28 protein-coding genes and 2 pseudogenes are annotated in these 26,099 nt (G+C 63.3%); 10 read left to right on the forward strand and 20 right to left on the reverse strand.

Annotated features, from left to right (window positions below):
• The first annotated feature begins 15 nt into the window (after positions 1-15).
• From Q4G14_RS12535 to Q4G14_RS12550, 4 genes are all read left to right on the forward strand, one after another.
• Complete coding sequence (locus tag Q4G14_RS12535; RefSeq protein WP_303362093.1) at positions 16-819, forward strand: hypothetical protein; 804 nt, start codon at positions 16-18, stop codon at positions 817-819.
• A 73-nt stretch (positions 820-892) separates the two neighbouring features.
• Positions 893-1,579, forward strand: coding sequence for a glutathione S-transferase family protein (locus Q4G14_RS12540; RefSeq protein ID WP_303362094.1), 687 nt, complete (start codon positions 893-895; stop codon positions 1,577-1,579).
• A gap of 55 nt (positions 1,580-1,634) precedes the next feature.
• Entirely contained in the window at positions 1,635-2,648 is a 1,014-nt protein-coding gene (gene queG, locus Q4G14_RS12545) for a tRNA epoxyqueuosine(34) reductase QueG (protein WP_303362095.1), read from the forward strand.
• Positions 2,645-3,565 carry a DMT family transporter gene (locus Q4G14_RS12550; protein WP_303362096.1) on the forward strand — a complete coding sequence of 307 codons (921 nt, stop codon included), beginning with the start codon at positions 2,645-2,647 and terminating at the stop codon, positions 3,563-3,565. The genes queG and Q4G14_RS12550 overlap by 4 nt, the downstream gene beginning before the upstream one ends.
• Here Q4G14_RS12550 and Q4G14_RS12555 read toward each other — a convergent pair.
• Both Q4G14_RS12555 and cobA read right to left on the reverse strand, forming a co-directional pair.
• Positions 3,562-6,441, reverse strand: coding sequence for a calcium-binding protein (locus Q4G14_RS12555; RefSeq protein WP_303362097.1), 2,880 nt, complete (start codon positions 6,439-6,441; stop codon positions 3,562-3,564). The genes Q4G14_RS12550 and Q4G14_RS12555 overlap by 4 nt on opposite strands.
• A gap of 117 nt (positions 6,442-6,558) precedes the next feature.
• Positions 6,559-7,317 (reverse strand): uroporphyrinogen-III C-methyltransferase, encoded by a 759-nt coding sequence (cobA, locus tag Q4G14_RS12560; protein WP_303362098.1) that lies wholly within the window; start codon positions 7,315-7,317, stop codon positions 6,559-6,561.
• A 124-nt stretch (positions 7,318-7,441) separates the two neighbouring features.
• Between cobA and Q4G14_RS12565 the strand changes: the two genes are divergently transcribed.
• Both Q4G14_RS12565 and Q4G14_RS12570 read left to right on the forward strand, forming a co-directional pair.
• A complete protein-coding gene (locus tag Q4G14_RS12565; protein WP_303362099.1) occupies positions 7,442-8,284 on the forward strand; it encodes an ureidoglycolate lyase in 843 nt (280 codons plus the stop codon).
• 182 nt (positions 8,285-8,466) lie between these two features.
• Positions 8,467-8,745: a hypothetical protein gene (locus tag Q4G14_RS12570; protein ID WP_303362100.1), complete on the forward strand. Its 279-nt coding sequence runs from the start codon at positions 8,467-8,469 to the stop codon at positions 8,743-8,745.
• Positions 8,746-8,833: 88 nt separating this feature from the next.
• Here the strand turns inward: Q4G14_RS12570 and Q4G14_RS12575 are convergent, their stop codons facing one another.
• The 5 genes from Q4G14_RS12575 to Q4G14_RS12595 are packed head-to-tail and all read right to left on the reverse strand — an operon-like array spanning position 8,834 to position 14,292.
• Positions 8,834-10,765: an aconitase family protein gene (locus tag Q4G14_RS12575; protein WP_303362101.1), complete on the reverse strand. Its 1,932-nt coding sequence runs from the start codon at positions 10,763-10,765 to the stop codon at positions 8,834-8,836.
• Positions 10,762-11,469, reverse strand: a complete 708-nt coding sequence (locus Q4G14_RS12580) for an RraA family protein (RefSeq protein ID WP_303362102.1) — start codon at positions 11,467-11,469, stop codon at positions 10,762-10,764. Before Q4G14_RS12580 ends, Q4G14_RS12575 begins: the two co-directional genes overlap by 4 nt.
• Before the next feature lie 5 nt (positions 11,470-11,474).
• A complete protein-coding gene (locus Q4G14_RS12585) occupies positions 11,475-12,779 on the reverse strand; it encodes a TRAP transporter large permease (RefSeq protein ID WP_303362103.1) in 1,305 nt (434 codons plus the stop codon).
• A 3-nt stretch (positions 12,780-12,782) separates the two neighbouring features.
• Positions 12,783-13,262, reverse strand: coding sequence for a TRAP transporter small permease (locus Q4G14_RS12590; protein WP_303362104.1), 480 nt, complete (start codon positions 13,260-13,262; stop codon positions 12,783-12,785).
• A 40-nt stretch (positions 13,263-13,302) separates the two neighbouring features.
• Positions 13,303-14,292 (reverse strand): TRAP transporter substrate-binding protein, encoded by a 990-nt coding sequence (locus Q4G14_RS12595; RefSeq protein WP_303362105.1) that lies wholly within the window; start codon positions 14,290-14,292, stop codon positions 13,303-13,305.
• 115 nt (positions 14,293-14,407) lie between these two features.
• On the opposite strand from Q4G14_RS12595, the gene Q4G14_RS12600 reads away from it, so the two are divergent.
• On the forward strand, positions 14,408-15,115 hold the full coding sequence (locus tag Q4G14_RS12600; protein ID WP_303362106.1) for an FCD domain-containing protein: 708 nt from the start codon (positions 14,408-14,410) through the stop codon (positions 15,113-15,115).
• 2 nt (positions 15,116-15,117) lie between these two features.
• On the opposite strand, the pseudogene Q4G14_RS12605 reads toward Q4G14_RS12600, so the two are convergent.
• Positions 15,118-15,351, reverse strand: a pseudogene (locus Q4G14_RS12605) (hypothetical protein); the annotation flags it as partial.
• Between the two features lie 355 nt (positions 15,352-15,706).
• Between Q4G14_RS12605 and Q4G14_RS15075 the strand changes: the two are divergent.
• Positions 15,707-16,112: pseudogene (locus Q4G14_RS15075) on the forward strand (LysR substrate-binding domain-containing protein).
• 24 nt (positions 16,113-16,136) lie between these two features.
• On the opposite strand, the gene Q4G14_RS12620 reads toward Q4G14_RS15075, so the two are convergent.
• From Q4G14_RS12620 to Q4G14_RS12650, 7 genes are all read right to left on the reverse strand, one after another.
• Positions 16,137-16,526: a putative quinol monooxygenase gene (locus Q4G14_RS12620; RefSeq protein WP_303362109.1), complete on the reverse strand. Its 390-nt coding sequence runs from the start codon at positions 16,524-16,526 to the stop codon at positions 16,137-16,139.
• 47 nt (positions 16,527-16,573) lie between these two features.
• Positions 16,574-17,617, reverse strand: a complete 1,044-nt coding sequence (locus Q4G14_RS12625; protein ID WP_303362110.1) for an amidohydrolase family protein — start codon at positions 17,615-17,617, stop codon at positions 16,574-16,576.
• Between the two features lie 66 nt (positions 17,618-17,683).
• Positions 17,684-18,376, reverse strand: coding sequence for a type 1 glutamine amidotransferase domain-containing protein (locus Q4G14_RS12630; protein WP_303362111.1), 693 nt, complete (start codon positions 18,374-18,376; stop codon positions 17,684-17,686).
• Between the two features lie 26 nt (positions 18,377-18,402).
• Positions 18,403-18,693, reverse strand: a complete 291-nt coding sequence (locus Q4G14_RS12635; protein WP_303362112.1) for a YciI family protein — start codon at positions 18,691-18,693, stop codon at positions 18,403-18,405.
• 21 nt (positions 18,694-18,714) lie between these two features.
• Positions 18,715-19,452, reverse strand: coding sequence for an SDR family oxidoreductase (locus tag Q4G14_RS12640; RefSeq protein ID WP_303362113.1), 738 nt, complete (start codon positions 19,450-19,452; stop codon positions 18,715-18,717).
• A gap of 21 nt (positions 19,453-19,473) precedes the next feature.
• Entirely contained in the window at positions 19,474-19,770 is a 297-nt protein-coding gene (locus Q4G14_RS12645) for a DUF1330 domain-containing protein (RefSeq protein WP_303362114.1), read from the reverse strand.
• 9 nt (positions 19,771-19,779) lie between these two features.
• Positions 19,780-20,325 carry a flavodoxin family protein gene (locus tag Q4G14_RS12650; RefSeq protein ID WP_303362115.1) on the reverse strand — a complete coding sequence of 182 codons (546 nt, stop codon included), beginning with the start codon at positions 20,323-20,325 and terminating at the stop codon, positions 19,780-19,782.
• Between the two features lie 102 nt (positions 20,326-20,427).
• Between Q4G14_RS12650 and Q4G14_RS12655 the strand changes: the two genes are divergently transcribed.
• Entirely contained in the window at positions 20,428-21,381 is a 954-nt protein-coding gene (locus Q4G14_RS12655) for a LysR substrate-binding domain-containing protein (RefSeq protein WP_303362116.1), read from the forward strand.
• Here Q4G14_RS12655 and Q4G14_RS12660 read toward each other — a convergent pair.
• From Q4G14_RS12660 to Q4G14_RS12680, 5 genes are all read right to left on the reverse strand, one after another.
• Positions 21,378-21,725 carry a carboxymuconolactone decarboxylase family protein gene (locus Q4G14_RS12660; protein WP_303362117.1) on the reverse strand — a complete coding sequence of 116 codons (348 nt, stop codon included), beginning with the start codon at positions 21,723-21,725 and terminating at the stop codon, positions 21,378-21,380. The two genes, Q4G14_RS12655 and Q4G14_RS12660, sit on opposite strands and share 4 nt — an antisense overlap.
• A gap of 125 nt (positions 21,726-21,850) precedes the next feature.
• Positions 21,851-22,252 (reverse strand): nuclear transport factor 2 family protein, encoded by a 402-nt coding sequence (locus Q4G14_RS12665; RefSeq protein WP_303362118.1) that lies wholly within the window; start codon positions 22,250-22,252, stop codon positions 21,851-21,853.
• A 49-nt stretch (positions 22,253-22,301) separates the two neighbouring features.
• Complete coding sequence (locus tag Q4G14_RS12670; RefSeq protein WP_303362119.1) at positions 22,302-22,760, reverse strand: nuclear transport factor 2 family protein; 459 nt, start codon at positions 22,758-22,760, stop codon at positions 22,302-22,304.
• A gap of 117 nt (positions 22,761-22,877) precedes the next feature.
• Positions 22,878-24,101 carry an MFS transporter gene (locus tag Q4G14_RS12675; protein ID WP_303362120.1) on the reverse strand — a complete coding sequence of 408 codons (1,224 nt, stop codon included), beginning with the start codon at positions 24,099-24,101 and terminating at the stop codon, positions 22,878-22,880.
• Positions 24,102-24,333: 232 nt separating this feature from the next.
• On the reverse strand, positions 24,334-25,227 hold the full coding sequence (locus Q4G14_RS12680) for a LysR family transcriptional regulator (RefSeq protein ID WP_303362121.1): 894 nt from the start codon (positions 25,225-25,227) through the stop codon (positions 24,334-24,336).
• A 138-nt stretch (positions 25,228-25,365) separates the two neighbouring features.
• Here Q4G14_RS12680 and Q4G14_RS12685 point away from each other — a divergent pair.
• On the forward strand, positions 25,366-26,099 hold a 734-nt coding region (locus tag Q4G14_RS12685; protein WP_303362122.1), incomplete at its 3' end, for an alpha/beta hydrolase.

Consider the following 26,099-nt stretch of genomic DNA (forward strand, 5'->3'; position numbering starts at 1 on the left):
GCAGGGACCGCTTTCATGTTTCGCATCGCAATTCCCCTTGGCCTGATCCTGATCCTTGCTGCCTGCGGCGGCAGTGGTGGTGGTGGCGGCACTGTCGCCAGCCCGTTCGACAACCCGCGACAAACCCAGATGCAACTGGCGGCCATAGGCCAAAGAGCGGATGGCGGAACCTCGATCATCAGTTCGAACGCTGTGCAGGTAGATTCTGGCGAAGGCACGATTGATGCGGAGTTTTCGCTTGGATACAAAGGGAAATTCGCGCAGGATCGCTGGGTTTCGGATGACAAGGGCAACCGCATCCGCGTTTCGGGCGAAGGCAGGTTCGTGCGGCAGGTGCTGGTGGCCGGTGCCGATGGCGCGCTGATTGCCGGTGCCCTGGGCAGCGAGGCGACGCGGATGCCCACCTCGGGGACGGCGCGCTACAGCGGCAGTTCGACCGGGTTTTCGCAAACCTATGTCGAGGGTCAGGGCCTTGTGACGACCGAATTCACCGGCACCGCCACGATGACCGCAAATCTGACCGATGGCACCGGGTCTTATACCATCCGGGACGTATCAGCCGCCACCGGGGACGCACCGTTTCATCGCCTGTCCGGGTCGCTGACGATCGAGGACGGCGGCATCCGCGAGGAACGCTATGGCACGAGGTTTGTTCAGGTGTCGGCTGACGGGCCGCGCCATAACGGGGGCTTTCACAGTGCGAATGGCGCGTTTTACGGCCCCGGCGGGGCCGAGGCCGGGCTGGCCTATCAGTATAGGCCCTTGTCCGAGGGCGCGCCCTCTCTGATTCAGGGGGCCATGACCGCCAGCAAACAATAAGCCGTCCGGGCGTCGGGCAGTTGATCTGCCCGGCGGCGAGGGGTATCACCGCGCCATTCCAGACGAGCAGCCCATGACCACGCCCAGCCAGACCCCCCGCCTGTATCACACCGCCCTGTCGCCCTTTTGCCGCAAGGTGCGGCTGGTGCTGGCGGAAAAGCGGATCGAGGTCGAACTGGCCGAAGATCGTTATTGGGAAGGCAATTCCGAACTGCTGCGCCGTAATCCGGCGGGCAAGGTGCCGGTGCTGCGCATCGACGGGCGGATGCTGGCCGAAAGTCAGGCGATCTGCGAATATCTGGACGAAACCGTGCCGCAGCCGCCCTTGATGCCGCCCGATGCCGCCGGCCGGCACGAGGTGCGCCGCCTGTGCGCCTGGTTCGACGACAAGTTCTATCACGAGGTCACGCAGCCGATCCTGGAAGAACGGGTGTGGAAAAAGATCACCCGCGCCGGATACCCCGATTCCCGCGCCGTCAAGGCCGGGCTGAAGGCGGTCAAGGATCATCTGGATTATCTGGCCGGTCTGCTGGAACAGCGCCGCTGGCTGGCGGGCAGCACGCTGTCGCTGGCCGATTTCACTGCGGCGGCACATCTGTCCTGTCTGGACTATATTTCCGATGTTGACTGGGACCGGTCCGAGGCGGTCACGGGCTGGTATGCCACCATCAAGTCGCGCCCGGCCTTTCGCAGCGTTCTGGCCGATCAGGTTCCGGGTATTCATCCCGCGCCCCATTATGCCGAGCTGGACTTTGGCTGAGACGACGGGGGGCTGTCTGCCCCCCGAACCCCCCGAGGATATTTCAGGACCAAAGATGCGCATTGCGGCGCAGGCCCGGACCGAGGGCTTTGCCAAGATGCGCGTGACCGTGCCGGATGCCGTGCCGCAGATCGCCGCGCGGCTGGCGCAGTTTGTCGATGCCGGGCGGCACGGGCAGATGGGCTGGATGGCCGAGCGGATGCATTGGCGCGGCGATCCGGCGGCGCTGTGGCCCGAGGCGCGTTCGGTCATCATGCTGGCCGAGCTTTATACGCCGCGCCATGATCCGATGGCGGTGGTGGGCCAGCCGGATCGCGGGGCGATCAGCGTTTATGCGCAGGGGCGCGATTATCACGACATCGTAAAGGCGCGGCTCAAGCGGTTGGGGCGCTGGATCGTGGCGGAATACGGCTGCGAGATCAAGGTCTTCGTCGATACCGCGCCGGTGATGGAAAAGCCGCTGGCGCAGGCGGCGGGGCTGGGCTGGCAGGGCAAGCATACCAATCTGCTGGCGCGCGATCTGGGCAGTTGGTTCTTTCTGGGGGCGATCTTTACCACGCTGCCTCTGCCGTCCGATGCGCCCGAGGCGCAGCATTGCGGTGCCTGCCGCGCCTGTCTGGACGCCTGCCCCACCGGCGCCTTTCCCGCTCCGTTTCAGTTGGATGCGCGGCGCTGCATTTCCTATCTGACGATCGAGCATCGCGGCCCGGTTGATCTGGGCCTGCGGGCGCGGATGGGCAACCGCATCTATGGTTGCGACGATTGTCTGGCCGTCTGCCCGTGGAACAAGTTCGCGCGCGAGGCCGCCGAGATGCGCTATATCCGCGCCGAAGGGACCGAACCGCCGCTGCTGGCTGAACTGGCGCAATTGGATGATGCTGCGTTCCGGGCGCGGTTTTCGGGCAGTCCGGTCAAGCGGATCGGGCGTGATCGGTTCGTGCGTAACGTCTTGTATGCTATCGGCAATTCCGGCCTGCCCGCGCTGCGCGAGGTGGCGGCGGGGTTGCTGGATGATCCCGATCCGGCGGTGGCGGATGCCGCGCGTTGGGCGGTCGGGCGGCTGGCATGAACCCGGCGCGCGGCATCCTGATGAAGCTGGGCAGCGTTGTGCTGTTCGTTGCCATGGCCGCGCTGATAAAGGCGACGGCGGGGGCGGTGCCGCCGGGGCAGCAGGTGTTCTTTCGCTCGGCCTTTGCGGTGCCGGTGATCCTGATCTGGCTGGTCCGGCGCGGCGATCTGTCGGTCGGGCTGCGGGTGCGCGATCCGATGGGCCATGTCTGGCGCGGGCTGATCGGCACTGCGGCCATGGGCTTTGCCTTTGCCGCGCTTGGGCTGTTACCCCTGCCCGAGGTCACCGCCATCGGCTATGCCGCGCCGCTGCTGGTTGTCATCTTTGCCGCGATGTTTCTGGGCGAGGATGTGCGCCTGTTCCGCCTGTCTGCCGTGGCGCTGGGGCTGGTCGGGGTGCTGATCGTGCTGTCGCCGCGCCTGACGCTGATCGGCGACGGCCTGTCGGCAACGCAGACATTGGGCGCGGTCTTTGCGCTGACCGGGGCGATTCTGGCGGCACTGGCGCAGATCTTCATTCGCAAGCTGGTGCAAGGTGAAAGGACATCGGCCATCGTCTTTTGGTTTTCCGTGACCGGGGCGCTGTTGTCGCTGACGACGCTGCCCTTTGGCTGGGCTGTGCCGGATCTGCGGGTAGCCGGGCTGCTGATCGTGGCGGGCCTGCTGGGCGGGCTGGCGCAGATCATGCTGACCTCGGCCTATCGTTATGCCGATGCCTCGCTGGTGGCGCCGTTCGAATATGCCTCGATGCTGTTTGCGCTGGGGATCGGTTACGCCGTGTTCGACGAACTGCCCGCCCCGACGATGCTGGCCGGGGCGGCGATCATCATGGCGGCGGGCGTGCTGATAATCTGGCGCGAACGCCGCCTGGGAATCGAGCGCGCGCGCCAGCGCAAGGCCACGCCGCCCCAAAGCTAAAGCAGCAGATCATTGTGATCGACCGGCACCGCGCCCAGCAGAATCAGCACGAAATCCGGCACGCCGTCGCCATCCACATCGCCGCGCAGCACCGTGCGGTTCGCACCATATTCCGCCCTGAGCTGGCCCGGCGCGGAAAAGCGGCTGCTGCCGATAAAGTCAAAGCCGATGGCCGACAGGTCGATCTTGTCCTGACCGCGGGTGAAATCCTCGATCACGTCGATGCCGCGTTGCGACGAGGATTCGGCGGCGGCACCGTAAAAGAACACGTCCCGCCCGGCCCCGCCGTTCAGCGTATCGGCACCCAGCCCGCCGCGCAGCGTATCGTTGCCGACGCCGCCGAACAGCACATCGCGGCCGCCATCGCCCAGCAGAAAATCATGGCCGCGCCCCCCGAACAGGCTGTCGTTGCCCGAACCGCCTGCCAGCCTATCGTTGCCGTCATCGCCATGCAGCACGTCGTTGCCATCGCCCCCCGCCATGCTGTCATCGCCCGCGCCACCGCGTAGCAGATCATCGCCCGCACCGCCGCGCAGCGTGTCGTTGCCGTGACCGCCCAGCAGCGTGTCACGCCCGTTGCCCCCTTCCAGCAGGTCGTTGCCCGAGCCGCCGTCAAGCCGGTCATTCCCCGATCCGCCCAGCAGCGTATCATTGCCGCCGCCGCCAAACAGCCGGTCGTTGCCGGGGCCGCCATGGACGTAATCATTGCCATCGCCGCCGCGCAGGGTATCGTTGCCCGCTTCACCGAACAGCCGGTCGTTGCCGTTGTTCCCTTCGAGGCTGTCATCGCCGATGCCGCCATACAGCGTGTCATGGCCGTTGCCGCCGAACAGCCGGTCATTACCCTCGCCGCCCGACAGATAGTCATTGCCGGAACCGCCCAGCAGCGTGTCGCGACCGTTGCCGCCATACAGGCTGTCGTTGCCTGCCCCGCCCTCTAACCTGTCGTGGCCGTTGTTGCCGTGCAGGATGTCATTGCCATTGCCGCCCAGCAGGTGATCGTTGCCGGAACCGCCGCGCAGCGTGTCATGGCCGTTGTCGCCATACAGCGTATCGTCGCCCGCATCGCCCGACAGCGAATCATTGCCCGAACCGCCCCACAGAATGTCATTGCCGCTGCCGCCCAGGATCAGGTCATCGCCCGGACCGCCGCGAATGCGGTCATCGCCGTTGCCGCCATAGATGCTGTCATCGCCGCCTTCGCCCCGGATGGTGTCATTGCCGCTGTCGCCATAGAGGATGTCAGCCTCGTTACTGCCGAAGATCAGGTCGTGGCCACCGCGCCCGTAAATGGTCGAGCCGATGGCCGAGGCCCGCAGCACATCCGCCCCGTTCGAGCCGGTGATGCTGGTCGGCAGATTCGCCGGGTCGTAATTGGTGATCGGGAACATGTCATTGGTAAAGAAACTGACCGGCAGGCTGGTGCCGGTGGTCGTGAAAATGTCGATGACCCCTTCGTGAAAGCGGATCTTGGCCCCCCAGCTTTGCGGAAGGATGGTCAGTTGATAGACGCTGCGCACCATGCCGAGATTGGAAAAATCCAGCCGGTCCACCCCCACCTCGAAATCGCGGATGGCGATGCGGCCCTTGATGTTCGAGGGCACAAAGGTATCTGCCCCCGCCCCCCCCAGCAGCGCGATCGAGTTTTCACCGGCAACCAGCGTGTCATTGCCTGCCCCGCCGTGCATCCAGATCGCATCCGGCCCGGCGATCATGTAATCGTCGCGGTTGGTGCCGGTCGGGCGCACGCCCGACACGGTGCCGGTCATCCCCGCCGGGCCGGGTTCGACAACCAGTTGCGTGATCCCGGCCTTGGTCGCGCTGGATACGAACAGCACGATCTTGCCATCCATGACCTGCGCCTTGATCGCGGTGACACGCGCCAGCGTCAGCGTGTGATCGTCGGCCAGGGTTTCCAGATGCACCAGCCGCCCGTCGGGGCGCAGCATGAACATGGTAATGCCGTCATCGGCCCCGCCGACAAAGACATAGGCCCGCCCGTCCAGCACCACCGAATCCATCGCCGTGGTGCGCAAAAACCGCGTCGAGCCTTCGTCGATGACATGATCCACCGCCGTCATCGAGCCGTCGCGCCCCAGCCGGAACACCGTCAGCGAAGATGAATCGGACGCGCCGACCACCACATAGGTCTGCCCGGCGATGGTGGCCGCCGTCGCAATGCGCGGGGCGGCAAAGCCGGTCATATCCTCGCTGCCCATATATTCGGTGCGCCGGATGGTGCCATTGGCGGCAATCGTGTGGCTGGCGATGAAATTGCCCAGTGACGACAGGGTAATCAGCACCTGTTGCGTGCCGACCTTGACGGGCAGGACAAAATCCAGCCCCGCCTCGGGCCGGGTGGCGGATGGCGGGGCGGGCGATTGCGCCAGCGCCGTCATCGCGCCATCGCTGGCGACCCGGAACAGGGTGAAGGCGGTGGATTTTTCCTGCGTCGCATAGACGAAATCACCCTGCGCGGTGGAAAACTGCCCGACTGAAACGATCGCCGGGCCGACCTGCCGCAGCGCGGTGGCACCGCTGTCCGCCGCCCGCGACACCGCCCCCGATGCCGAAATCGGCATGGCCATCATCGTGCCGCTGCCGATATTCGACATGGCCACGATGGCGCTGTCGCCCATCTGCATGACGTTGACGCGCGGTTCGCGCGAATAGGACACGGCCCCGGCATAGGCGGTGGCCCCGATCAGACTGATCTGCGTATCTGCCCCGCCGATCTGCATGGCGGTGATGCCGCCGCCGACATGAGTGGCCGAATACAGCACATGCTGCCCGTCCACCGTTGCGATGGACAGATCCGTGATATTCGACAGAAATCCGGCCCCTGTAACAGTGGCCACATGGCGAAAGCCGACCATGACCCCAACCCCGATTCAAGCACCCCCGTGCCCGATCAGATTAGGATGACCTGCCTAACAATTACCTTACCCAGCGTAGTTAACACCGGGCTTTTAAATTATGATTTTATTAAATTTTTATTTACTGTTCGCCAACCTGCCACGCACCGGGGCCAGCGCGCCATACAGGATCAGGGCCGGGGCCTGAGGCGCGGTGCCTGCCAGCATGGCGGCCAGATCGGCCACGGTGCTGCGGATCAGGCTCTGGCCCGGTTTGCTGACCTCGGCGGCCAGCATCGCCGGGGTGTCGGCGGGCAGGCCGTGGGCGATCAGCCCCTCGGCCAGGGCGGCAAAGGTGCGCTGGCCCATGAACACCACGGTCAGCGCCTTGGCATCGGCCAGTGCGGGCCAGTTCAGATCGCCGGGCAGCTTGCCGGTCACATCGGCTCCGGTCACGAATTGCAGCCGCCGCGCGGTCAGCCGCCGGGTCAGCGGCATACTGGCCGCCGCCGCCGCCGCGCAGGCCGAGGGCACGCCGGGGATGATTTCCCAGTCGATGCCAGCGGCGGCAAGCGCGTCCAGCTCTTCCTCCAGCCGGCCAAAGATGCCTGCGTCACCCGATTTCAGCCGCACCACGCGGTGGCCGGCCCGCGCCTCGTGGATAAGCAGGGCGTTCACGTCATCCTGCCGGGCCGAGGGGCGGCCCGCGCGCTTGCCCACCGGAATGCGCCGCGCCGTGGCGGGCACCAGATCCAGCAGCGGGCCAGAGGCCAGATCGTCGAACAGCACCACATCCGCCTGCGCCAGCCGTTTCGCCGCACGCACCGTCAGCAATTCGGGATCACCCGGCCCGGCCGAGACCAGAGAAACGAAACCTGCGCTGGCTGGATCGGACATGGCTGGCCCCTTGTGGTTCAGACTGAACTTGCAGCTATACCATTGCGGGGCCAAGCGAAAGTCTGCCCATCGACAGCCCGCCCCGCCCTGCCCTAAGCTGGCCGGGGGAAGACGGAGGATACCGATGAAACTGCTGCGCTATGGTCCCAAGGGGCAGGAAAAGCCCGGTCTGCTGGACGATCAGGGCCGCATCCGCGACCTGTCGGCTCATGTCCCCGACATCGCGGGCGCGGTGCTGACGCCCGACGGGCTGGCCCGGCTGGCCGCGCTGAACCCCGACGATCTGCCGCTGGTCGCGGGCACGCCGCGCATCGGCCCCTGTGTCGGGCAGGTAGGCAAGTTCATCTGCATCGGCCTGAATTACGCCGACCACGCCGCCGAGGCAGGGATGGCGGTGCCATCCGAACCCATCGTCTTCAGCAAATGGACCAGCGCCATTTCCGGGCCGGATGACGATGTGGAAATCCCGCGCGGCTCGACCAAAACCGATTGGGAGGTGGAACTGGGCGTCATCATCGGCAAGCCCGGCAAATATATCGACCCGGCCAAGGCGCTGTCGCATGTCGCCGGTTATTGCGTGGTGAACGACATATCCGAACGCGACTGGCAGACGGCGCGCGGCGGCACATGGGACAAGGGCAAGGGCTTTGACAGTTTTGGCCCCATCGGCCCGTGGCTGGTCACCCCGGACGAGGCAGGCGACCCCGGCAATCTGCGCCTGTGGCTGGAGGTGGACGGCATCCGCCGTCAGGACGGATCGACCGCCACAATGGTCTTTGGCGTGGCGCAGATCATCGCCTATCTGTCGCAATTCCTGTCACTGCAACCCGGCGATGTCATCGCCACCGGCACCCCGCCCGGCGTGGGCATGGGGCAAAAACCGCCGGTGTTTTTGCAACCCGGACAGGTGATGCGGCTGGGGATCGAGGGCTTGGGCCAACAGACCGCCCGCACCGTGGCGGGCTGATCGGGGTGGGCGGTAATTGCACGGGTTCAGACGCTGAACCCATAACCTGCGCAATAATATGCTGACAGGTGACGATAGCATCATCAATATGACTGAAGAATCAGGTTCCCCTGCTTGTTTCCAGATGACAAATCATATTTCTTATATCTGGGCCGAAATATGGCGAATTTTTCAGGTTTGCCATGCTGCATCTGCTGGCTTGTCGTTGTTTTTTCTTTGCCAGAACTGGAAAACCCCGGAGGCATCGGGATGCACCAGTGGCTTACGATCATTCCTGCACGCTCGGCGCGGTGCTCTTGCCCATCACAATTTTTTCACGAAGCCGCAACAGAAGGCAATCAAACTATTCCAGAATTTTACGTGGAAACCGCTTGATTTCTTGCGATTTCCATCCCGACATTCGCCTGCATCAGGCGGCTTTGGACGGCAGAAACTGCGCGAAAACTGCAGCCAAGGGCTGAGGTGGCGTTGAGGTAAGCGATTGGGAAAACAATCTGGCCCGGTCGGAGATCGACATATCTTGATCAATCACCATTGCTGAATGGCAGGCTATCGCACCCCATTCCTCAACTGTTCGAACGAGCAGATTTTTCCGGCGATTGCACTGGCCATGACAGTTGGTGGGCTTGCGAGCCATGTCGAGCCGGGGCCGCCACGGCCCGGAAAATTTCGATTGATGGCCGAAATGGTCACTTGATCGGTCGTTTCTGACACGCCCGGTCCACATTGGCCGCAGGACCCGCAGGCTGGGCCCAGAATCTCGGCGCCGACCGCGTCGAAGGTCTCGAAATAGCCCTTTTTCCGGCAATAATCGCGCACCTGCACGGTGCCGCATTGCAGATACAGCTTAACGCCCGGCGCGACCTTCAGCCCGTGGTCCTGCGCCCATTTTGCGACCGCATAATAATTGTCAAAGTCGTCACGCTTACCAGCCGTGCAGGAGCCGCCATAAGCAATATCGACCCTGACCTCTTCACACAGATCGATCAGGGGCAGGCCGTTTCCCGGATCGCCAGGGCGAGCAAGCATTGGTCCGATGGCCGAGCAATCCAGCGTGATTTTGGCGGTATATTCCGCACCCTCATCGGAACGCATCCAGTCCTCAAGCTGGAAATCAATGCCGCGTCGCTCCTTCAGAAAGCGGACTGTCTCGGCATCCGGCGCGCAAAGTCCGGTCAAGCCGCCCAGTTCGGCTACCATATTGGTCATGGTGGTGCGCTCGTCCGTAGACATGGCATCGATAACCGGTCCGGCAAACTCAAAGATCTTGCCCACACCGCCACCATCACGGATGAAAGGCTGTGCGAGCAGGTGCAAAAGGATATCCTTGGCGGTCACGCCAACCCGTTGCTCTCCCTCCAGCCAAATGAGCAAGCTTTCGGCCATGGTCAGGCGTGCTGCTCCAGTCATGAATGCGTTGGCCATGTCGGTGGTACCGACGCCATAGGCGAAGGTGCCGATGGCGCCCGAATGCGGCGTGTGACTGTCGGTCCCGACGACGATCCGCCCCGGAAGGGCATAGCTTTCGGCCATCATCGCGTGGCTGATCCCCTCGCTGCCCTCCTCGCCGATCAGATAGCCATGGTCAGTCAGTCCGTATTCCTTGCCAAAGGCCCGGTGTGCCTCGCTGATGGCGCGGACATCGGGCAAAAGGCCCAGCTTCAGATGCGTGGGCGAGCGGTGGGCATAGGACAGGTGATCCTCGAACAGCAGGATGTTCTTCGGATCGAACAGCTTCAGCGGCCGACCGTAATATTCATGCAGCATATGCGCCGCCATGGCTGTGTAGTATTCGTGGATGAAACGGAAGTCGGCACGAACGAACCCGCCGGTGCCGGGTTCGGCATCCCAGTCCAGCCCGTCAACCTGCAACGCGAAGCGATCAACGATCTTCTGCGCGAAGGTGCGCGGTCCCTGCCCCTCGACCTGCCGCAACCGCGCATTGGTAAGGTATTTCTCGCCATAGGCCAGCAATCCGCCCGCCCGCAGGATCGCCTGCGCCAAAGGATCGCGGCCTGCGACCAACTCGTCGATGCTGATATCCTCACCCGAACGGATGCGGTTGATAAGCCCGAAATCGGTCGAGGTGAACAGCCCGATATTGTCGCAGTTCTGGCGATAGATGCGCTCGAACCCCTCGGCGATGACCAACCGGATGCCCGCCGAATATTCCGCCAGCGGCGAATGTTCGCGTGACGAGCCTTTGCCATAGCGCCGCCCGCCGACCAGCACAGAGAAGCCGCCCTCGGCAATGGCGTTTTCGCCCACGGGCTTTTCGTCGTTGATTGTCAGCCCGGTATGGGCATAGCGGCCCAGGCGGCCGTCATAATTCAGCATGACCTGCAGCGGCGTGATCTCGTCGGTCGAGATATCGCTGCGCAATTCACCGGCAGCGGCCAGCGGAATATCGCTACCCGCAATCTGGCGTTTGACGGCATCGGCCGCGGTGCCAAGGATCAGGATGCGTCCGTCGAATTTCATGAGAGGGCCTCTTCTTTGCTGCGCAGCCACTCGACATGGCTCATGCGGGTTGCGCGGGCTGTGGCGCGCTCGGCCGCCGTCATGCGGGCGGCGTCCTGGCGCAATTGTTCTTCTCGACGTGCCAGTTCCTTCCCCATGGCAAGGATCGCGGCCGCGGCATGTTGCGGGACAATGACGGTTCCATCCTGATCGCCAAGAACAAGATCGCCGGGATGGATGGTCACTGTGCCGCCTTCGGGCGCGGGCAGTGTTACGGGCGCGTTCTGTCCGGTCAGACAAAAGCGGCGGGCTCCATTCAACGGGATTGTGCCAGCAGCCCGGACGGGCAGTCCGATTGCGGACAGTTCATGCAGATCACGGACCAGACCATCCGTAATCAGTCCCGCGCAGCCAGCACTGGCCAATTCGGCAGCCAGCAACCCGCCGGTAACGGCGCCGCCGCGAAAGCCGTTGGTCGCAAGGACAAGCACCGAAGGCCCGCTGAGCAGAAGGGGAAGCCCGTAGAGCGGCATGGTGGCCGATTTGCAGGGCCTGTTTACCGTATTGACCTGTCGTTGACCCTGAACGCAAACCGCCGGACCGCAGAAACTGACGGCCTCACCGACTGCCGCAATGCTCGGGTCGAGTGTCTGACTGTGATACCCGGCCTCATCCAGAACGTCGCTGATCAGTGCACTGCCAAGCTGTTTGAACTCGTTGAACATGGACATCATACCTGCCTTGGTCCCATCAGCAGATCAGGCAGGAACGTGGACAATACCGGCACGAAGGTCAGGATCAGCAGGACCAGAAGCGCCACCAGCAGGAAGGGCATGGTCGCACGCGCGCCCTGGACGATCGAAATGCCGCCGATCTGGCTGGCGATGGCCAGCACGATGCCAATCGGCGGCGTGATCAGCCCGATACACAGGTTCACCGTTACGACTACGCCAAAGTGGATCGGATCAATGCCAAGCTGCTGACTGATCGGGAACAGGACCGGCAGCAGCATGACTTTGGCAGCATTCACCTCCATCACCATTCCGATGAACAAGAGCAGGATGTTCACGAGGATCAGAAAGGTGATCGGTGAGGTGACAAAGCTTTGCAGCCATGCACCAAAGCTTTCGGGCGCATGGACCCATGCCAGCATCCAGGCGAACAGCGACGCTCCGGCAAGGATGATCATCACCGCAGCTGTCAACCGCATTGCAGAAGTCAGCGAGGCGACAATCACTTTCCAGCTGAGTTCACGATAGACCAGCCCCGATACCAGCATCGCATAGATGCAGAGGACGACCGAGGCTTCCGTCACCGTGAACAGTGCCGACAGAATACCGCCCAGCAGCAGAACGGGCGTAATCAGCGCCGGAAAGGCGATCACGAACTTCTCCCAGATCAGGCTGATCGGGGCGGGCGGTTGCGTCGGATAGCGGTTGCGCCGCGCGATGCCCCATGCCGCGATCATCAAGGCGAGACCCCACAGAAGACCCGGGATCAGCCCGGCCAGAAACATCCGCATGACCGATTGATCGGTGATATAGGCATATACAATCCAGGCAATCGAGGGCGGGATCAGGGGCGAGATCGGCGAGGACGCCGCCGTGATGCCGACCGAATAGCCCGCCGGATAGCCTGCCTTTTTCATCTCGGGAATGAAGGTGCCGCCGATGGCAGCCGTATCGGCCACCGCCGAACCGGAAATACCACCGAACATAAGCGAGCTGAGCACGTTCGAGGTGGCCAGCCCGCCGGTAAAGCGACCCACCAGCACATTGCCGAAATCAATCAGCCGGGACGATATCCCGCCATTCGACATGATCGTACCTGCGAACAGGAAAGCCGGGATCGCCATCAGCGAAAAACTGTCCATCCCCGCGAACAGCCGTTGCGGTGCAATAACGGGATTGGCACCGCCATGTGCAAAGATCGCCGCAAAGGAGCCCGCGATGATCGCAATAGCCAGCGGAACGCCGATCAGGATACAGAAGGTGATGACGCCCGTCAGGATCAGTGCCAGTGTCGCCAATTCCATGGCTCAGCCCTCCTGCTCGTCGAGGCGATTCAAACGCGACAGCACAAGCACCAGCGCCATCAGCGCCGCTCCGATGGGGATTGCCAGATAGGGAAGCGACATCTTGATCGGCAACCCGGTCGAACTCTGCCGTGCCCCGATCCCGGCCAGCGTCCAACCATACCAGGCAATCAGGCCGCAAACCGTCAGTGAAATCGCATCGCGCAGCCATGAAATCGCAATCTTGGCCTTTTCGGGCAGCATCTCGACGAAGGTATCAATCAAAATATGCTCGTTCTTCTCCATCAGGATCGCCGAGCCCAGCATGGTGATCGCAACAAGAAGATAGCGGCCCAGTTCCTCGGCCCACATGGTAGGCGCGCCCAACACGAAGCGCGCAATCACCTGAAGGCCGATGACCAGGAGCATCGCAACAAGAAGCAGATTGGCCGTCAGCCCAAGGAAAGAAATCAGACCGCGGGTCGTCCTTTGCATGATATGCATCGCCGTATTCCTTTATTAGCTCGCCCTTGCAGGAAGCTTGCTATTGAACGGCCTGTATTTTCTCGACCCACGGCTTCAGGTCGGGAAACTGATCGACAACTGCGGCTGCCTTTTCACGGAAAGGTGCAAGATCGGGCTCGATGACCGTCACGCCGTAGGATTCCAACTGCTCCCGATCAGCCATATCTTGCACGCGCTCCTGCTCGGAGCCCCAGGCCAGAGCCGCGCGACCTTCTTCGAGGATGATCCGCTGCTCTTCCTCGCTGAGGCTGGAGAAGCGCGCATCGTCGAAGATCAGCGTATAGGCGCCATAGACATGATCCGTCATGATTACATAATCTGCCGCTTCATAATATTTCGAGCGCAGATGTGCCGAAAGCGGATTCTCCACCGCATCAATGATGCCTGACTGCAGCCCGCTATAGACTTCGTTCGAGGACATCGGCGTCGGGCTGGCGCCAAGCGTACTCCATGTAGCGGCAAAGATATCGATGTTCGGCACTCGGATCTTCAGACCGGCCAGATCTTCGACGCTGTTGATCTCTCGTTTGGATGCCATCTCGCGAGGGCCACGCATGCCGGCGCCGATCAGGCGAAAACCGGTGCGGTCGGTGATTTCGGCATAAAGCTCCTCACCAACCTGGCCGCCAAATACGGCATCGAAATGCGCCGGATCACGGAACAGATAGGGATAGCTTTCGATGGCCGCGATCTCGTCATAGGTATTGAGCGAGGCGATCACCGTCATCACAATGTCATTGGTGCCGATGGTCATGGCCTCCAGCGTCTCGCGCGGGCTCCCGGTCGAGCCTGACAGTGACAGTTGAACCTCGATCTCACCGCCTGATGCCTCGGCCACGCCATCGGCAAAACGCTGCGCTGCCTGCCCCCAGACGGTCTGCGGCGTTTCAACTGAAGCCAATTTCAGGGTCGTCTTGGCAAATGCCGGTCCTACGCTTGCGCCCATGACCAGAGCTATGGCTGTGGCTGTGGCTTTGGCTCTGGCTGTGGCAGTGCGTAAAAATTTCATCACATTCCTACCACGAAGCTGATTACCCCTATCAGCTGTCTACCTATTATACCAAATGAAAGGTGGAATCAATGACAGGGCACTGCTAACCTTCCGGACACAAAAGGAGGCCCTGATGCTGAACGCCGAACCGGTCCGTAAAAAGCGGCTCTACGAAGATGTCGTGGAGCAGATCCAGGCAGCGATTGTCGACGGCAGCCTCAAACCCGGCGACTTCCTTCCTGCTGAGCGGGATCTTTGCGAGCGGTTCGAGGTGAGCCGTACCGCCATTCGGGAGGCGCTGTTTGCGTTGCAGACCAGCGGGTTGATCGAGTTGGTAAACGGTCGCCGCGCGCGCGTGGTCGAGCCGACCGCCGAACGGTTGATCGAAGAACTGAGCGGACCAGCACGCTTTGTGCTGACACGACCAGAACGCTTGCGGCAATTGCAGGAAGCCAGAATGCTATTTGAGGGGTTTCTGGCACGGGTCGCTGCTCGCTCTGCAACGGCAGACCAGATCGCAGACATCGAAGCCGCGCTTGAGGCCAACAAGAAATCCATCACGGATCCAGAAGAGTTTGTCCGAACCAACATCGACTTCCACCTTGCTATCGCAAGGGTCAGCGGCAATGTCTTCGTCGACTCTCTGCACAACGCCGTGCAAGCATGGCTGGCAGAGCACCGCCGCGTTGCCATTCAGCAGCCGGGCGCAGCCGAACGGGCCTATCGCCGCCATGTCGAGATATTCGACGCAATCAAGGTCGGAAACACAGACCAAGCAGAGACCGCTATGTCCACGCACCTTCAAGAATCTATTGATGCTTATTGGGCAGTAGTTGAGTAGCACTGCCGCAACTGAACGAAACCGCTGGCTCTACCAATTTCCACGGTATGATCCGTGCCATGCGAGCGATCCTTATTCACTGGCATCGACGGGAACCGTATCCAGAAAATCCCATCCAGAACAAGACGATGATTCATGGGTTTGCGTCTGTTCGGTGCGCGGACGGCCAGGATGAAGCGTTCGTAAAACGTCCATTCTTCGTCCGGCATCAGGTCTCGTGCCAAGCTGGTCTCCATCGCAGATACCAGCTTGAATCACGTTCAGCACGAAGGCGGCTGCCGATCCGACGGTTTCGGTCGCGGATGTCGAGAAGCTGCATGCGCAGATCGTCCAGCTTGTGATCGTTGACCTGCCACTGAACATTCATCCAGCTGCGACCGGAGCCGGTAGCTGATTTACGCCTTTCGACGTGGGTTGAGCAATCGCCCGGCGCGCGGAACCCTCATCGCGTGCAGTGGGCCGGGCGATTGCGGTGGTCAGGTGCAGGCCGGGATCGCATCCATCGAAACCGGGCTGGAGGGGTTGAACTGTTACCGCGACCATCCGGCGGGGCAGTTGCGCCTGAACGTGCCAAGCGATGCGGCGCGATTGGTGCTGTCGCCAGTGCTGTCGGATTACATGCTGCGTTATCCCGATGTGCGGGTAGAAATCGCCGTCAACGACCACATCACCGACATCGTGCAAGAGGGCTTTGACGCCGGGATCCGCTATGGCGGCACGGTGCCCGGTGACATGATCGCCCTTCCGCTTGGGCCACCGCTGCGACTGGTCGGTGGTCGTTAATGACACCGCCCTGTCGCTTGAACTGGCCGAAACCGGTGGCGGCATCTGCTATACGTTGCAGGACAGGGTGCAGGCGCAACTGGCCGACGGCCGGCTGGTCCGGGTTCTGGCGGACTGGTGCTCGATGGGACCGGGCTTTCACCTGTATTACCCCAGCCGCCGCCAGTTGCCCGAGGCCATGCGCGCCCTGTTGCGGATGATTCGGGCAAGATAACGGTGCAACCCGGCGCGGCTGTGCCTATTCCAGCCCCCATTCAAACGCCTTTGCGCCCAGCATGGCGGGGGTGGTTTCGATCACGCGGCGGGACAGGAACTTGCCGTCCATGGCCTGAATGAAGGCTTGGAAATGCGGGGTTTCGCGGTGGGCCTCATAGGCGGCCTGATCGCGGTAAGCCTCGACCACATAAAGCCGGGTGGGATCGTCCTGGTCGGCGGCGACATACATCGACAGCACGCCCGGCTCGTCGCGGACAGAGTTGCGGATGTTATCCTCGCCCGCGGCCATGAAACCTGCCACATCCTCGGGGGCGACGGTGAATTCAAAGATGCGCAGGATCGGGATCATGGGTTCCTCGGCATGCAGGTTCAGGGACAGCAGCATCAGGGCGGCGGTCAGCAGGGCTTTCATCTTATGCTCCGGGCAGGTTGTGTTGTGGCGCGACGGATAGCGGCCGGTCAGGACAGGCGGTCATCACGCAGCCCCAGCAGGCGTTCGGCATTGCCATGCGCGATCAGGGCGCGGTCGTCATCGCTGACAGGCAGCCGGTTCAGAAAATCACGCACGCCGTTCATGCTTTGATACGGGTAATCGACCGAATACAGGATGCGGTCAGCGCCCATCACGTCAAGGATAAATCGGAAATGCGGTTCCGTCAGCATCCCCGAGGGGCTGACATAGACATGATCGCGATAGGTCTGAACGATGCCACGCGACAGGCCGGATGCTGTGGGCGGGATCGAATCTTCCAGCCGTTGCAGGAAAAACGGCACCATTTCGCCCCAATGGCCGCTGATGACGCGCAGATCGGGCCAGCGGTCAAAGGCGCCCGACAAAAGCAGGCGCAGGGTCAGGATGCCGGCCTCGTTATGCCAGCCCCAGGCGAACATCGACAGCCGCGCGGTCAGTTCGCGGTCAAAGCCGCCGTAATAGGGCTGCTGCACCGCCTGCAAGGGCAGGCCGGGGTGGATATACAGCGGCAGTTTCAGCCGGTTCAGGGTTTCCAGCACGGGGGCATAGCGGGGCGCATCCAGAAAATCCGCGCCGGGGCGGCCGTTAATCAATGTGCCTTTCAGGCCCATTGCGGCGGCACGTTCCATTTCCTGCGACGCCGCCTTTGGGGCTTGCCACGGCAGAGTGGCGAAACCCGCGAACCGTGTCGGATGGGCGGTTACGGCTGCGGCGAGCCGGTCGTTGGCGGCGCGGCACAGGTCAATGGCCTGCGCCTCGGGCAAAAGCTGCGGAAAGCCGCCATAGGACAGCACCTGCATATCGACGCCCGCTGCATCCATATCCGCCAGCCGCGCGGCCCCCAGATCCAGGCACATCCGCGCCGAATCCGCCGCTGCCATGACATGCGGGCGCGGCGTGTCGGCCTGTTGCCCGTCGGTGACGCGCAGCCCCCAGTCGGGCAGATAGGGGGCCTCGGCCAGCGCAAAGGGTGCGCCTGCCTTGCCGATGGCGGGGTCGGTGATGTGTTCTTCGACGCAGATCAGTTTCATTGGAACCTCTGGGTGAAAACGGGCGGGCAAAACGGGCGCGAGGTGAACCCCCGCGCCCGGATCAGATCAGGCCAGCAGCGCGTCGCGCAGCGCCTCGCCCAGATGGGCTGCGGATTGCGGGTTCTGGCCGGTTATCAGGCGACCCTGCACCTCGATATGATCCGACCAGTTCGGCGTGTCGATATGGCGCGCCCCGCGTGCATTCAACGCATCAGCCAGCAGGAAGGGAACGACGTCGGTGGACTGGACCTCGGCTTCCTCGGCATTGGTGAAGGCGGCGACATCCTTGCCCGCGACCAGATATTCGCCATCCGCGCCACGCGCATTCACCAGCGCGGCAGGCCCGTGGCAGACGGCCGAGACGATCCCACCCGCCGCGTCGATGTCGCGGATGGCGTTCTGGATCGCGGCATTGTCGGGAAAGTCCCACATCGTGCCATGCCCGCCGGCAAAGAAGATTGCCGAATAGCGCGACGGGTCCACCTGATCCATCGGGATGGTGTGGCTGATCGCGTGGCGGAAATCGGCATCGGCCCAGTAATGCGCGATGACCGGATCGTTCATATCCTCAAGCCCGTCCAGCGGCGCGTCGCCCCCTTTGGGCGAGGCGAATTCAACCTTGATCCCGGCCTGATGCAGCTTTTCCAGCGGATGCGTGACCTCGGCCAGATTATAGCCGGTGGGAATGCCGGTCGCGCCCTTGACGTTATTGCTGCTGACAACGAACAGCACGGGTTTCAGATCGGATGCGTTTGTCATGGTGTTGATCCTTTTGGTTCAGGTGCTTAGCTGGCGAACAGCATTTCCCAATTGGTAAAGGGGCCGACGGGGATCACGTCAAAGGTGATAAGCCCGGCCTTGGCCAGCGGAAAGCCCGCAACGGCAGATTTGGCGGCGTCAAGGCTGTCTGCCTCGACCATGATAACGACGCCCAGCACGTCCTGCCGGAAATAGATGTCGCGGAAGGCGCCGTCCTTATAGCCTTGCCAGGCATAACGAACCTCGGCGTCCAGAAGCGGGCCGAATTCGTCCATTCCGGCCCCGTTGACGGGATTGCTGATGGCAACAAAACGCATGATGCTTGTCCTTTGGATTGATTAAAATTCCTGCCGCGTGGGGCGGATGGTGATTTCGTTGATCGCCACATCGGCGGGTTGTTCGATGGCATAGGCGACGGCGCGGGCCACGCTGTCGGCCGAGATTTCATTCGCCTGATAGAACGCCTGCATCGCCGCGCCTGCCGTGGCGTCCGAACTGCCGTGTTTCAGTTCCGACTCGATAGCACCGGGGTAAAGCGTGGTCACGCGGATATTGTCGCCCGCGACTTCGGCCCGCAGCCCTTCGGACAGGGCCTTCACGGCGAATTTCGTGGCGCTGTAAACCGTGCCGACCCCGCCCGAGACCTTTAGCCCCGCGACCGAGGACAGGTTGATGATATGGCCCGATTTCCGCGCCTGCATCCCCGGCAGAACGGCGGCGATGCCGTAAAGCACACCTTTCACGTTCACGTCGATCATCCGGTCCCATTCATCGACCTTCAGTGCGGCCATCGGTGCCATCGGCATGATGCCCGCATTGTTGACCAGCACATCGACACGGCCAAAACGCTCGGTGGCCTTTGCGATCAGCGCCTCGACATCGGCGCGGTTGCCGACATCGGTGGCAACGGCCAGCGCATTGTCGCCCAGTTCGGCGACCAGAGCCTCCAGCCGGTCGGCGCGGCGTGCGGCCAGCACCAGTTTCGCGCCAAGCCCGGCCAGATGGCGGGCGGAGGCTTCGCCCAACCCGCTGGAGGCGCCGGTGATGACGACAACTTTATCGGTGATGTTGTTCATGGTGTTTTCCTTTCGGGGCGCTCAGCCCTCTAGCCCTTCGACGATATAGGCGCGGTTATGGGCGGCGTTCAGGCGGTGGCCCAGAATAGCACGATAAGCGGGCGAGCCATACCAGTCGCGCGCTTGCGCGAGGCTGTCGAAACGCAGCATGACGATCTGGCCGCGCGGGGCCTCGCCTTCGATGGCGTCCAGCGTGCCGCCGTGAACCAGCGGGGTGACGTCATAAGGTTCCAGCGTGGCCCCGGTGCCGGCCAGATAGGGCTGCATCGCCTCGGGGTCGTGGATGTCGATTTCCAGAATGAAATAAGCCGGTTTCATGGTGGCACCTCAGGCTTTCAGACGCAGCGCGGTGCGGGCCACCTGTTCGCCAAGGGCGGCGGCGGTGTCCAGATCGCATTGCGGCGGGGTCACGTCGGGGGCGGCGTCATTGGATTGCGCGGCGGCACCCAGCCAGACCGCGATGCGGTTCATCTCGTCCCCGCCACGACCGCCGGGCACATCCAGCCCCTGCCAGATCATGCCGTTCTGCATGGCGAACAGGGTCATGGTCATCAGGGTGTTCAGCTTGTCGCCGTGCATCGCGCCGGAATTAGTGAACCCGGCGGCCAGCTTACCTGCCCAGGCGCGGCTGACAAAGGCGGGGCGGGTCGAATCCTCCATGAACTGCTTGAACCGGGCCGAGACCGAGGCGTTATAGGTCGGCGAGCCAAAGATGATCGCGTCACTGGCGGCCAGATCGTCCCAGTTTGCCGGTCCGTCAGCCAGCGCCATCAGCCGGGGTAAGCCGCCCGCACGGGTCACGCCCTGCGCGACCTGTTCGGCCAGTTTCTTGGTATGGCCGAAGCCGCTGTCGTAAACGATGCTGATTTGCATGTTCTGTCCTTTCCTTGTCGGAGGAGAGATAGCACCGGGGATTGCATCGCATAAGACGATGCGGGGTTGCATCATCCGTAACCTTGGGTTGATAATGGCGGCATGGACCCTTCGACCCGCGTGCGCGGTATTCTTTCCTTCGTTCATGCCGCCGACGCGGGCAGCTTTGCCGCAGCGGGGCGGGCGCTTGGCATTTCGGCGGCGGCAGTCAGCAAGAACGTGGCGGGGCTAGAGGTCGCGCTTGGCCTGCGGCTGATGAACCGCACCACCCGCAGCCTGCAACTGACCCACGAAGGCACGGTGTTTCTGGCACAGTCGCGCACCGCGCTGCGGGCGCTGGATCTGGCGGTGGAAACCGCGCGGGCCGGGCAGATGGGGCCAGCGGGGCCGGTGCGGGTGTCGTCGGTGGCGTCGTTCGGGCGCGGGTTTCTGCTGCCCAAGCTGCCCGGTCTGATCGCCCGGCACCCGGCGCTGCAACTGACGGTCGATTTTGACGACCGCGTGACGGATCTGGTGCGCGACGGCTATGACATCGTGATCCGGGGCGGGCATATCCCTGAAACCGGGCTGATCGCGCGACCGATCTGCACCATGACCATGGCGGTGGTCGCCGCCCCCGCCTATCTGGCGGCGCATGATGCGCCGCGTCAGCCCGATGATCTGCTGGCGCATCGCCTGATTGCGCGCGGGTTTCTGGGCGGCGGCATTTCGCCCTGGCAATTCCGCGTGGATGGTGGCGAGACCAGCTTTGACCCCGGCCCGAACGCCGCGATGATCCTGTCAGACCCGGCGGCGGTGCTGGATGCCGCGATTGCCGGGGCCGGGATCACGCGCCTTGGCGTGCATCTGATCTGGCCGCATCTGCAATCCGGCGCATTGCGGCTGGTGCTGCATGACCATCACCACCCCGGCGATTACCAGATGGTCATGCAATATCCGCACCGCGCGCTGATCGCGCCCCGCGTCCGGGCGACAGTGGATTATCTGCTGGACGCCTTCGCCGCCGATAAAACCCTGCATATCCCGCCCGAGGCGCTGGAGCCGTATCGGAATTAGCCCTTGTTTTCCGTGACCGTCGCCACCGCATCCATGACGCGGGCGGAATAGACCATCGCGGCCCCCGCATTCAGGGCAACGGCCACGCCAAGGGCCTCGGCGATTTCGTCAGGGGTTGCGCCTTGCTTGACGGCCTCGGCGGAATGGACGGCGATGCAGCCGTCGCAGCGGGTCGTCACCGCCACCGCCAGCGCGATCAGCTCGCGCGTTTTGGCATCCAGATGCCCGGTCTCGGCCCCGGCTGCGGAAAGGGTCTGATAGCCCTTGACGGTTCCGGGGCTGCGCTTGCCGATTTCACCGATGCGGGTCATCAACTGCTTGCGGTATTCGTTCCAGTTCAGCATGTCTACCTCGTGATCCTGTCAGGGGCCGGGTTGGAACCGCATAAAGCGGCAGGGGAGTATCCCCGCATATAGCAAAAACAGGCGCGGCGATAAACAGCGGGCTGGCTCTGATGGCTGCGGTGTGGTCAGCCTTGGCGGGTGCCCGTCTGCGCCCTGTCCCTTTCATTCCAGACCGAGGCCAGGCTGCGCCGCAAAATCCATGCGCCGTCCTGCCGGGCATAGTCATTGTCCAGTTGCAGCCGCCAGTTGTTGCGGCCGCCATAGATGCGGGCGTCGGTCATGGTGCGCGCCACCAGCCGGGCGCGGGGTGGGGTGGCGGTGACGGTCACATCCAGCGGGGTGATGCTGTGATAGACGAACTGCCCCTCGGCCATCTGCGCCAGCCATTCTTCGCGCGGCTGCACATAGCCGGTGATATGCGTCAGGGTGAAATCCGGCGCGGTCAGCGCCCGGATCGCTTGCGCATCGCCTGCCAGCATCGCATCGGTGAAGGCGGCAAAGGCGTGGGTCAGGGCGGCATCGGTCATTGCGGGCTCCGTGCTTGTGGCAGGCAGCGGGGTCGCCAGCAGCGCGACCTCAGGCCGCGACATAGGGGTGAACATCACGCCATGTGAAGCGCGCCTCGCGTCGGGTTATCAGCCATTCGTCCTTCACGCGGCGGTATTGGTCATGATAGATCACGCCGTTGGAATTGCGGGTCTTTTGGCCATCCGGGCCGCCGATCAGCTCGACCGTGCAGTAATGGGTGGCGGTGGCCGTGTCGCCATCCACCTGCGCGGTGAACTGGCCGTTCATGTGGTAAACCGTGTCGAAGCCGGCCAGAAAGGGCGTCCAGCTTGCCTCGATCTCGGCCCGGCCATTCAGGGGCGGCAGGGCGGTGTCGCCGAACCATGTCTGAACGGTGGCGTCCTCGGTGAACAGAAAGGTCTGCTCATGCACCTGTTTGTCGTCGGCAAGGTTGGAAAAGCGATCCACCAGCGCCTTGAGCGCGGCGTGATCTTCCAGATTGCGGATGCGGGTTTCAAGATCGGTCATTGTCGGCCCTTTATCGCGGGTTGCGTTGCGGACAAGATAGAGGCCGCGCGGCATGGCGATAAGCGGCTAAATCGCGAATGGTCTTATATTGGGCTGATATGAATTGCGCCTGCCCCCTTACCCCCGCGCGATGCGGGCGGTCAGCGCGGCCCCCGCTGCCGCCGCCACCAAGATCACCGCGCTGGCGGCAAAGGCGCTGCTATGGCCGCCCGCGTCAAACAGCAGCCCGCCCGCCGTCGCGCCAAGGGTGATGGCAAGCTGGATCACCGCCACCATCAGCCCGCCCCCGTCCTCGGCATCGCGCGGCAGGCTGTGCGCCAGCCATGACCACCAGCCGACGGGCGCGGCGGTGGCGACAAAGCCCCACAGCGTCAGCAGCCCGGCAGCGATCCAGACCACGCCGCCAAAGCCGATCAGCGCCATCGCGACCGCCGCCATCAGCAGCGGGATCAGGATCAGCACCCGATACAGCCCGGATTTCAGCACGGTGCCGATCAGGCTGGTGCCGATGAAACCGGCGATGCCGATGGCCAGCAGGATCAGCGACAGGGTGCCGATGTCAACGCGGGTGACGTTTTCCAGAAACGGGCGCACATAGGTGAACAGCGCGAATTGCCCCATGAAGAACAGCCCGACCGAGGCCATGCCAAGCGCCACCAGCGGCTGTCGCAGCAGCCCGGACAGGCTGGACGGCGCGCCACCTGCGGCGGCACCGGTATCGGCATTGGGCGCGGTGTCGGGCTTCAGCGCGGGCAGGCTGAACCATTGCCAGACCAGCACGATCAGCGCCACCGGCACCACGGTAAAGAACGCCCCGCGCCAGCCGATGACCGCCCCCAGAAAGCTGCCCAAGGGCGCCGCGATCACCGTGGCCAGTGCGTTGCCGGCGTTGAAAATGGCCAGTGCCTTTGTCACCTGATCCGCCGGCACCAGCCGGATGGCGACCGCCACCGACATCGACCAGAACCCGCCGATCACCACCCCGATCAGCGCCCGGCCCAGCATGAACAGCGGATAGCTCGGCGCAAAGGCCACCAGCACACCCGATAGCGCCATGATGACCGTCAGCCCCAGCAACAGCCGCTTGCGGTCCATCCCGCCCGCCAGCCGGGCGATGGTCAGGCTGGTGATGACGGCGAACAGCCCCGATATGGCGATGGCCTGCCCGGCTTGGCCCTCGGTTACGCCCAGATCGGTGGCGATGGGGGTCAGGATGCTCATCGGCATGAACTCGGACGCGATCAGCGTGAATACGCACAGCGTCATGGCATAGACCCCGCCCCAGTGGGCCGTTTCGGGGGCGGTTTGGGCGGCCGGGGTGTCGGCGGCATGGACGGACATGCTGGACCTTTGGGTTTCTGCTAGGTTTCTGCGCTCGGGCCGGGGTCATAGCGCAGGCGGCAGCCCCCGATTACCGCCCGAAACCTGCATGAACTTGTGAGCCGGGTTGCATAATCGCCGGGACCTGTTGCCGGGAGTCCGGCGGAACGCCGTGCTGTAACCCGTGCCGGCACGGCCCTTTGTCCGGGCAAGCGCGGCCATGGCGCAGCAGCGGCAAGATCATCCCGACGCCCTAACCCCGATGCCGCAGCGCCTCGACCAATGCGGTAAAGGCGGGCGAGGACTGGCGGCGGCTGGGATAATAGATGTGATACCCGTCCCATGCAGGGCAAAAGGCATCCAGCACGCGGGTCAGGCGGCCATCGGCCAAATGGTCGGCCACGATATCTTCGGGCACATAGGTCAGGCCAAAGCCTGCCACCGCGGCGTCGCGCATCTCGTAAACGCTGCTGAAGGTCAGTTGCCCATCGACCCGGACGCGGACCTCTTTGCCGTCCTGTTCGAAATCCCACGCCCACAGCCCGCCATGTGTGGGCAGGCGCAGGTTGATGCAGCGGTGATCGGCCAGATCGGCAAGGGTTTGCGGCGCGGGGTGATCGGCGAAATAGGACGGCGCGCCAACCACCGCAAAGCGCAGATCCGCGCTGATCCGGGCCGAGATCATGTCCTTGGCCAACGCCTCGCCCATGCGCACCCCGGCGTCGAACCGTTCGGCCACGATGTCCACAAAAGCGTTGCTGAATTCCAGATCGACGCGAATATCGGGGTTGGCGCGCAGAAAGGGGATCAGCTTTGGCCACAGAACCTGCCGGATCGGATAGTCGCTGGCGGTGATGCGGATCGTCCCGGCGGGGCTGTCGCGCAGATCGCCAAGCGCCTCGATCTGGGCCTCGATCCCCTCGAAATGCGGGCTGATGCCTTTGAACAGTCGCTCGCCCGCCTGGGTCAGCGAAACCGAGCGCGTGGTCCGCATCAGCAGGCGCAGGCCCAGCCGTTCCTCCAACTGCCGCATCGCATGGCTGAGCGCCGAGGGCGACACGCCAAGGATCGCCGCCGCGCGGGTAAAGCTGCTTTCGCGGGCCACGGCCAGAAAGGCGCGCAGGTCGTGGATCGTGTCGCGGGCCATCGGGGATCCTTTTGTGGCGCTGATTGCTGAGTATCATTCACAAGCGCATGAAACAATCCATGGCTAATCATCCGCAGGGGCAGGCCCTATCTGTTCAGCACAACCGCAATCCTGCGGGACCCGTTGAAAGGACCAGCCATGGACCGCACGACCCTGAACCGCCGCAGCCTGTTGCAGCTTGGCACGGCCAGCGCGGTGGCGCTGGCGGCAGTCAATGTCTTGCCCCCCACAACCGCAAAGGCACAGGCCATGACAACCGAATGGGACAAGGTTTTCCCGCGCAGCGAAAACGTCGATCACGAAAAGATCAGCTTCAAGAACCGCTATGGCATCACCCTGTCGGGCGATCTGTATCTGCCCAAGGACCGCAGCGCGTCGCTGCCCGCCATCGTGGTGGGTGGCCCGTTTGGCGCGGTCAAGGAACAGTCGTCGGGCCTTTATGCCCAGACCATGGCCGAACGCGGCTTTGTCACGCTGGCCTTTGACGGGTCGTTCACCGGCGAAAGCGGGGGCGAGCCGCGCAACGTCGCCTCTCCCGACATCAACACCGAAGATTTCAGCGCCGCTGTCGATGCCATCGGCCTGCGCCCCGAGGTGGACCGGACCCGCATCGGCATGATCGGCATCTGCGGCTGGGGCGGCTGGGCGCTGAACGCCGCCGCCGCTGACAAGCGGGTGCGTGCCGTGGCGACCAGCACCATGTATGATATTTCCCGCGTTTCGGCGGGCGGCTATAATGACAGCATGACCGCCGGGCAGCGCGCCGAGATGCTGGAACAACTGGGCCAGCAGCGTTGGGCCGATGCCGAGGCCGGCACCCCCGCCTATCTGCCCGCCTTCAACGAATTGCAGGGCGGCGAGCCGCAATTCAT

It is taken from the genome of Paracoccus sp. (in: a-proteobacteria) (assembly GCF_030538755.1).
In the GTDB taxonomy this organism is placed as follows: Bacteria; Pseudomonadota; Alphaproteobacteria; order Rhodobacterales; family Rhodobacteraceae; genus Paracoccus.

What these genes read in the sequence shown, in the direction of transcription:
- Q4G14_RS12585 (WP_303362103.1), bottom strand. Translation starts at nt 12,779, where the DNA reads ATGGAATTGGCGACACTGGCACTGATCCTGACGGGCGTCATCACCTTC.
- Q4G14_RS12665 (WP_303362118.1), bottom strand. Translation starts at nt 22,252, where the DNA reads ATGACCGATGCCGCCCTGACCCACGCCTTTGCCGCCTTCACCGATGCG.
- queG (WP_303362095.1), top strand. Translation starts at nt 1,635, where the DNA reads ATGCGCATTGCGGCGCAGGCCCGGACCGAGGGCTTTGCCAAGATGCGC.
- Q4G14_RS12600 (WP_303362106.1), top strand. Translation starts at nt 14,408, where the DNA reads ATGCTGAACGCCGAACCGGTCCGTAAAAAGCGGCTCTACGAAGATGTC.
- Q4G14_RS12555 (WP_303362097.1), bottom strand. Translation starts at nt 6,441, where the DNA reads ATGGTCGGCTTTCGCCATGTGGCCACTGTTACAGGGGCCGGATTTCTG.
- Q4G14_RS12660 (WP_303362117.1), bottom strand. Translation starts at nt 21,725, where the DNA reads ATGCTGAACTGGAACGAATACCGCAAGCAGTTGATGACCCGCATCGGT.
- Q4G14_RS12620 (WP_303362109.1), bottom strand. Translation starts at nt 16,526, where the DNA reads ATGAAAGCCCTGCTGACCGCCGCCCTGATGCTGCTGTCCCTGAACCTG.
- Q4G14_RS12625 (WP_303362110.1), bottom strand. Translation starts at nt 17,617, where the DNA reads ATGAAACTGATCTGCGTCGAAGAACACATCACCGACCCCGCCATCGGC.
- Q4G14_RS12535 (WP_303362093.1), top strand. Translation starts at nt 16, where the DNA reads ATGTTTCGCATCGCAATTCCCCTTGGCCTGATCCTGATCCTTGCTGCC.
- Q4G14_RS12590 (WP_303362104.1), bottom strand. Translation starts at nt 13,262, where the DNA reads ATGCATATCATGCAAAGGACGACCCGCGGTCTGATTTCTTTCCTTGGG.
- Q4G14_RS12570 (WP_303362100.1), top strand. Translation starts at nt 8,467, where the DNA reads ATGCTGCATCTGCTGGCTTGTCGTTGTTTTTTCTTTGCCAGAACTGGA.
- Q4G14_RS12575 (WP_303362101.1), bottom strand. Translation starts at nt 10,765, where the DNA reads ATGAAATTCGACGGACGCATCCTGATCCTTGGCACCGCGGCCGATGCC.
- Q4G14_RS12550 (WP_303362096.1), top strand. Translation starts at nt 2,645, where the DNA reads ATGAACCCGGCGCGCGGCATCCTGATGAAGCTGGGCAGCGTTGTGCTG.
- Q4G14_RS12540 (WP_303362094.1), top strand. Translation starts at nt 893, where the DNA reads ATGACCACGCCCAGCCAGACCCCCCGCCTGTATCACACCGCCCTGTCG.
- Q4G14_RS12630 (WP_303362111.1), bottom strand. Translation starts at nt 18,376, where the DNA reads ATGACAAACGCATCCGATCTGAAACCCGTGCTGTTCGTTGTCAGCAGC.
- Q4G14_RS12645 (WP_303362114.1), bottom strand. Translation starts at nt 19,770, where the DNA reads ATGAAACCGGCTTATTTCATTCTGGAAATCGACATCCACGACCCCGAG.
- Q4G14_RS12580 (WP_303362102.1), bottom strand. Translation starts at nt 11,469, where the DNA reads ATGTTCAACGAGTTCAAACAGCTTGGCAGTGCACTGATCAGCGACGTT.
- Q4G14_RS12650 (WP_303362115.1), bottom strand. Translation starts at nt 20,325, where the DNA reads ATGCAAATCAGCATCGTTTACGACAGCGGCTTCGGCCATACCAAGAAA.
- Q4G14_RS12675 (WP_303362120.1), bottom strand. Translation starts at nt 24,101, where the DNA reads ATGTCCGTCCATGCCGCCGACACCCCGGCCGCCCAAACCGCCCCCGAA.
- Q4G14_RS12565 (WP_303362099.1), top strand. Translation starts at nt 7,442, where the DNA reads ATGAAACTGCTGCGCTATGGTCCCAAGGGGCAGGAAAAGCCCGGTCTG.
- Q4G14_RS12655 (WP_303362116.1), top strand. Translation starts at nt 20,428, where the DNA reads ATGGACCCTTCGACCCGCGTGCGCGGTATTCTTTCCTTCGTTCATGCC.
- Q4G14_RS12680 (WP_303362121.1), bottom strand. Translation starts at nt 25,227, where the DNA reads ATGGCCCGCGACACGATCCACGACCTGCGCGCCTTTCTGGCCGTGGCC.
- Q4G14_RS12670 (WP_303362119.1), bottom strand. Translation starts at nt 22,760, where the DNA reads ATGACCGATCTTGAAACCCGCATCCGCAATCTGGAAGATCACGCCGCG.
- Q4G14_RS12640 (WP_303362113.1), bottom strand. Translation starts at nt 19,452, where the DNA reads ATGAACAACATCACCGATAAAGTTGTCGTCATCACCGGCGCCTCCAGC.
- cobA (WP_303362098.1), bottom strand. Translation starts at nt 7,317, where the DNA reads ATGTCCGATCCAGCCAGCGCAGGTTTCGTTTCTCTGGTCTCGGCCGGG.
- Q4G14_RS12595 (WP_303362105.1), bottom strand. Translation starts at nt 14,292, where the DNA reads ATGAAATTTTTACGCACTGCCACAGCCAGAGCCAAAGCCACAGCCACA.
- Q4G14_RS12635 (WP_303362112.1), bottom strand. Translation starts at nt 18,693, where the DNA reads ATGCGTTTTGTTGCCATCAGCAATCCCGTCAACGGGGCCGGAATGGAC.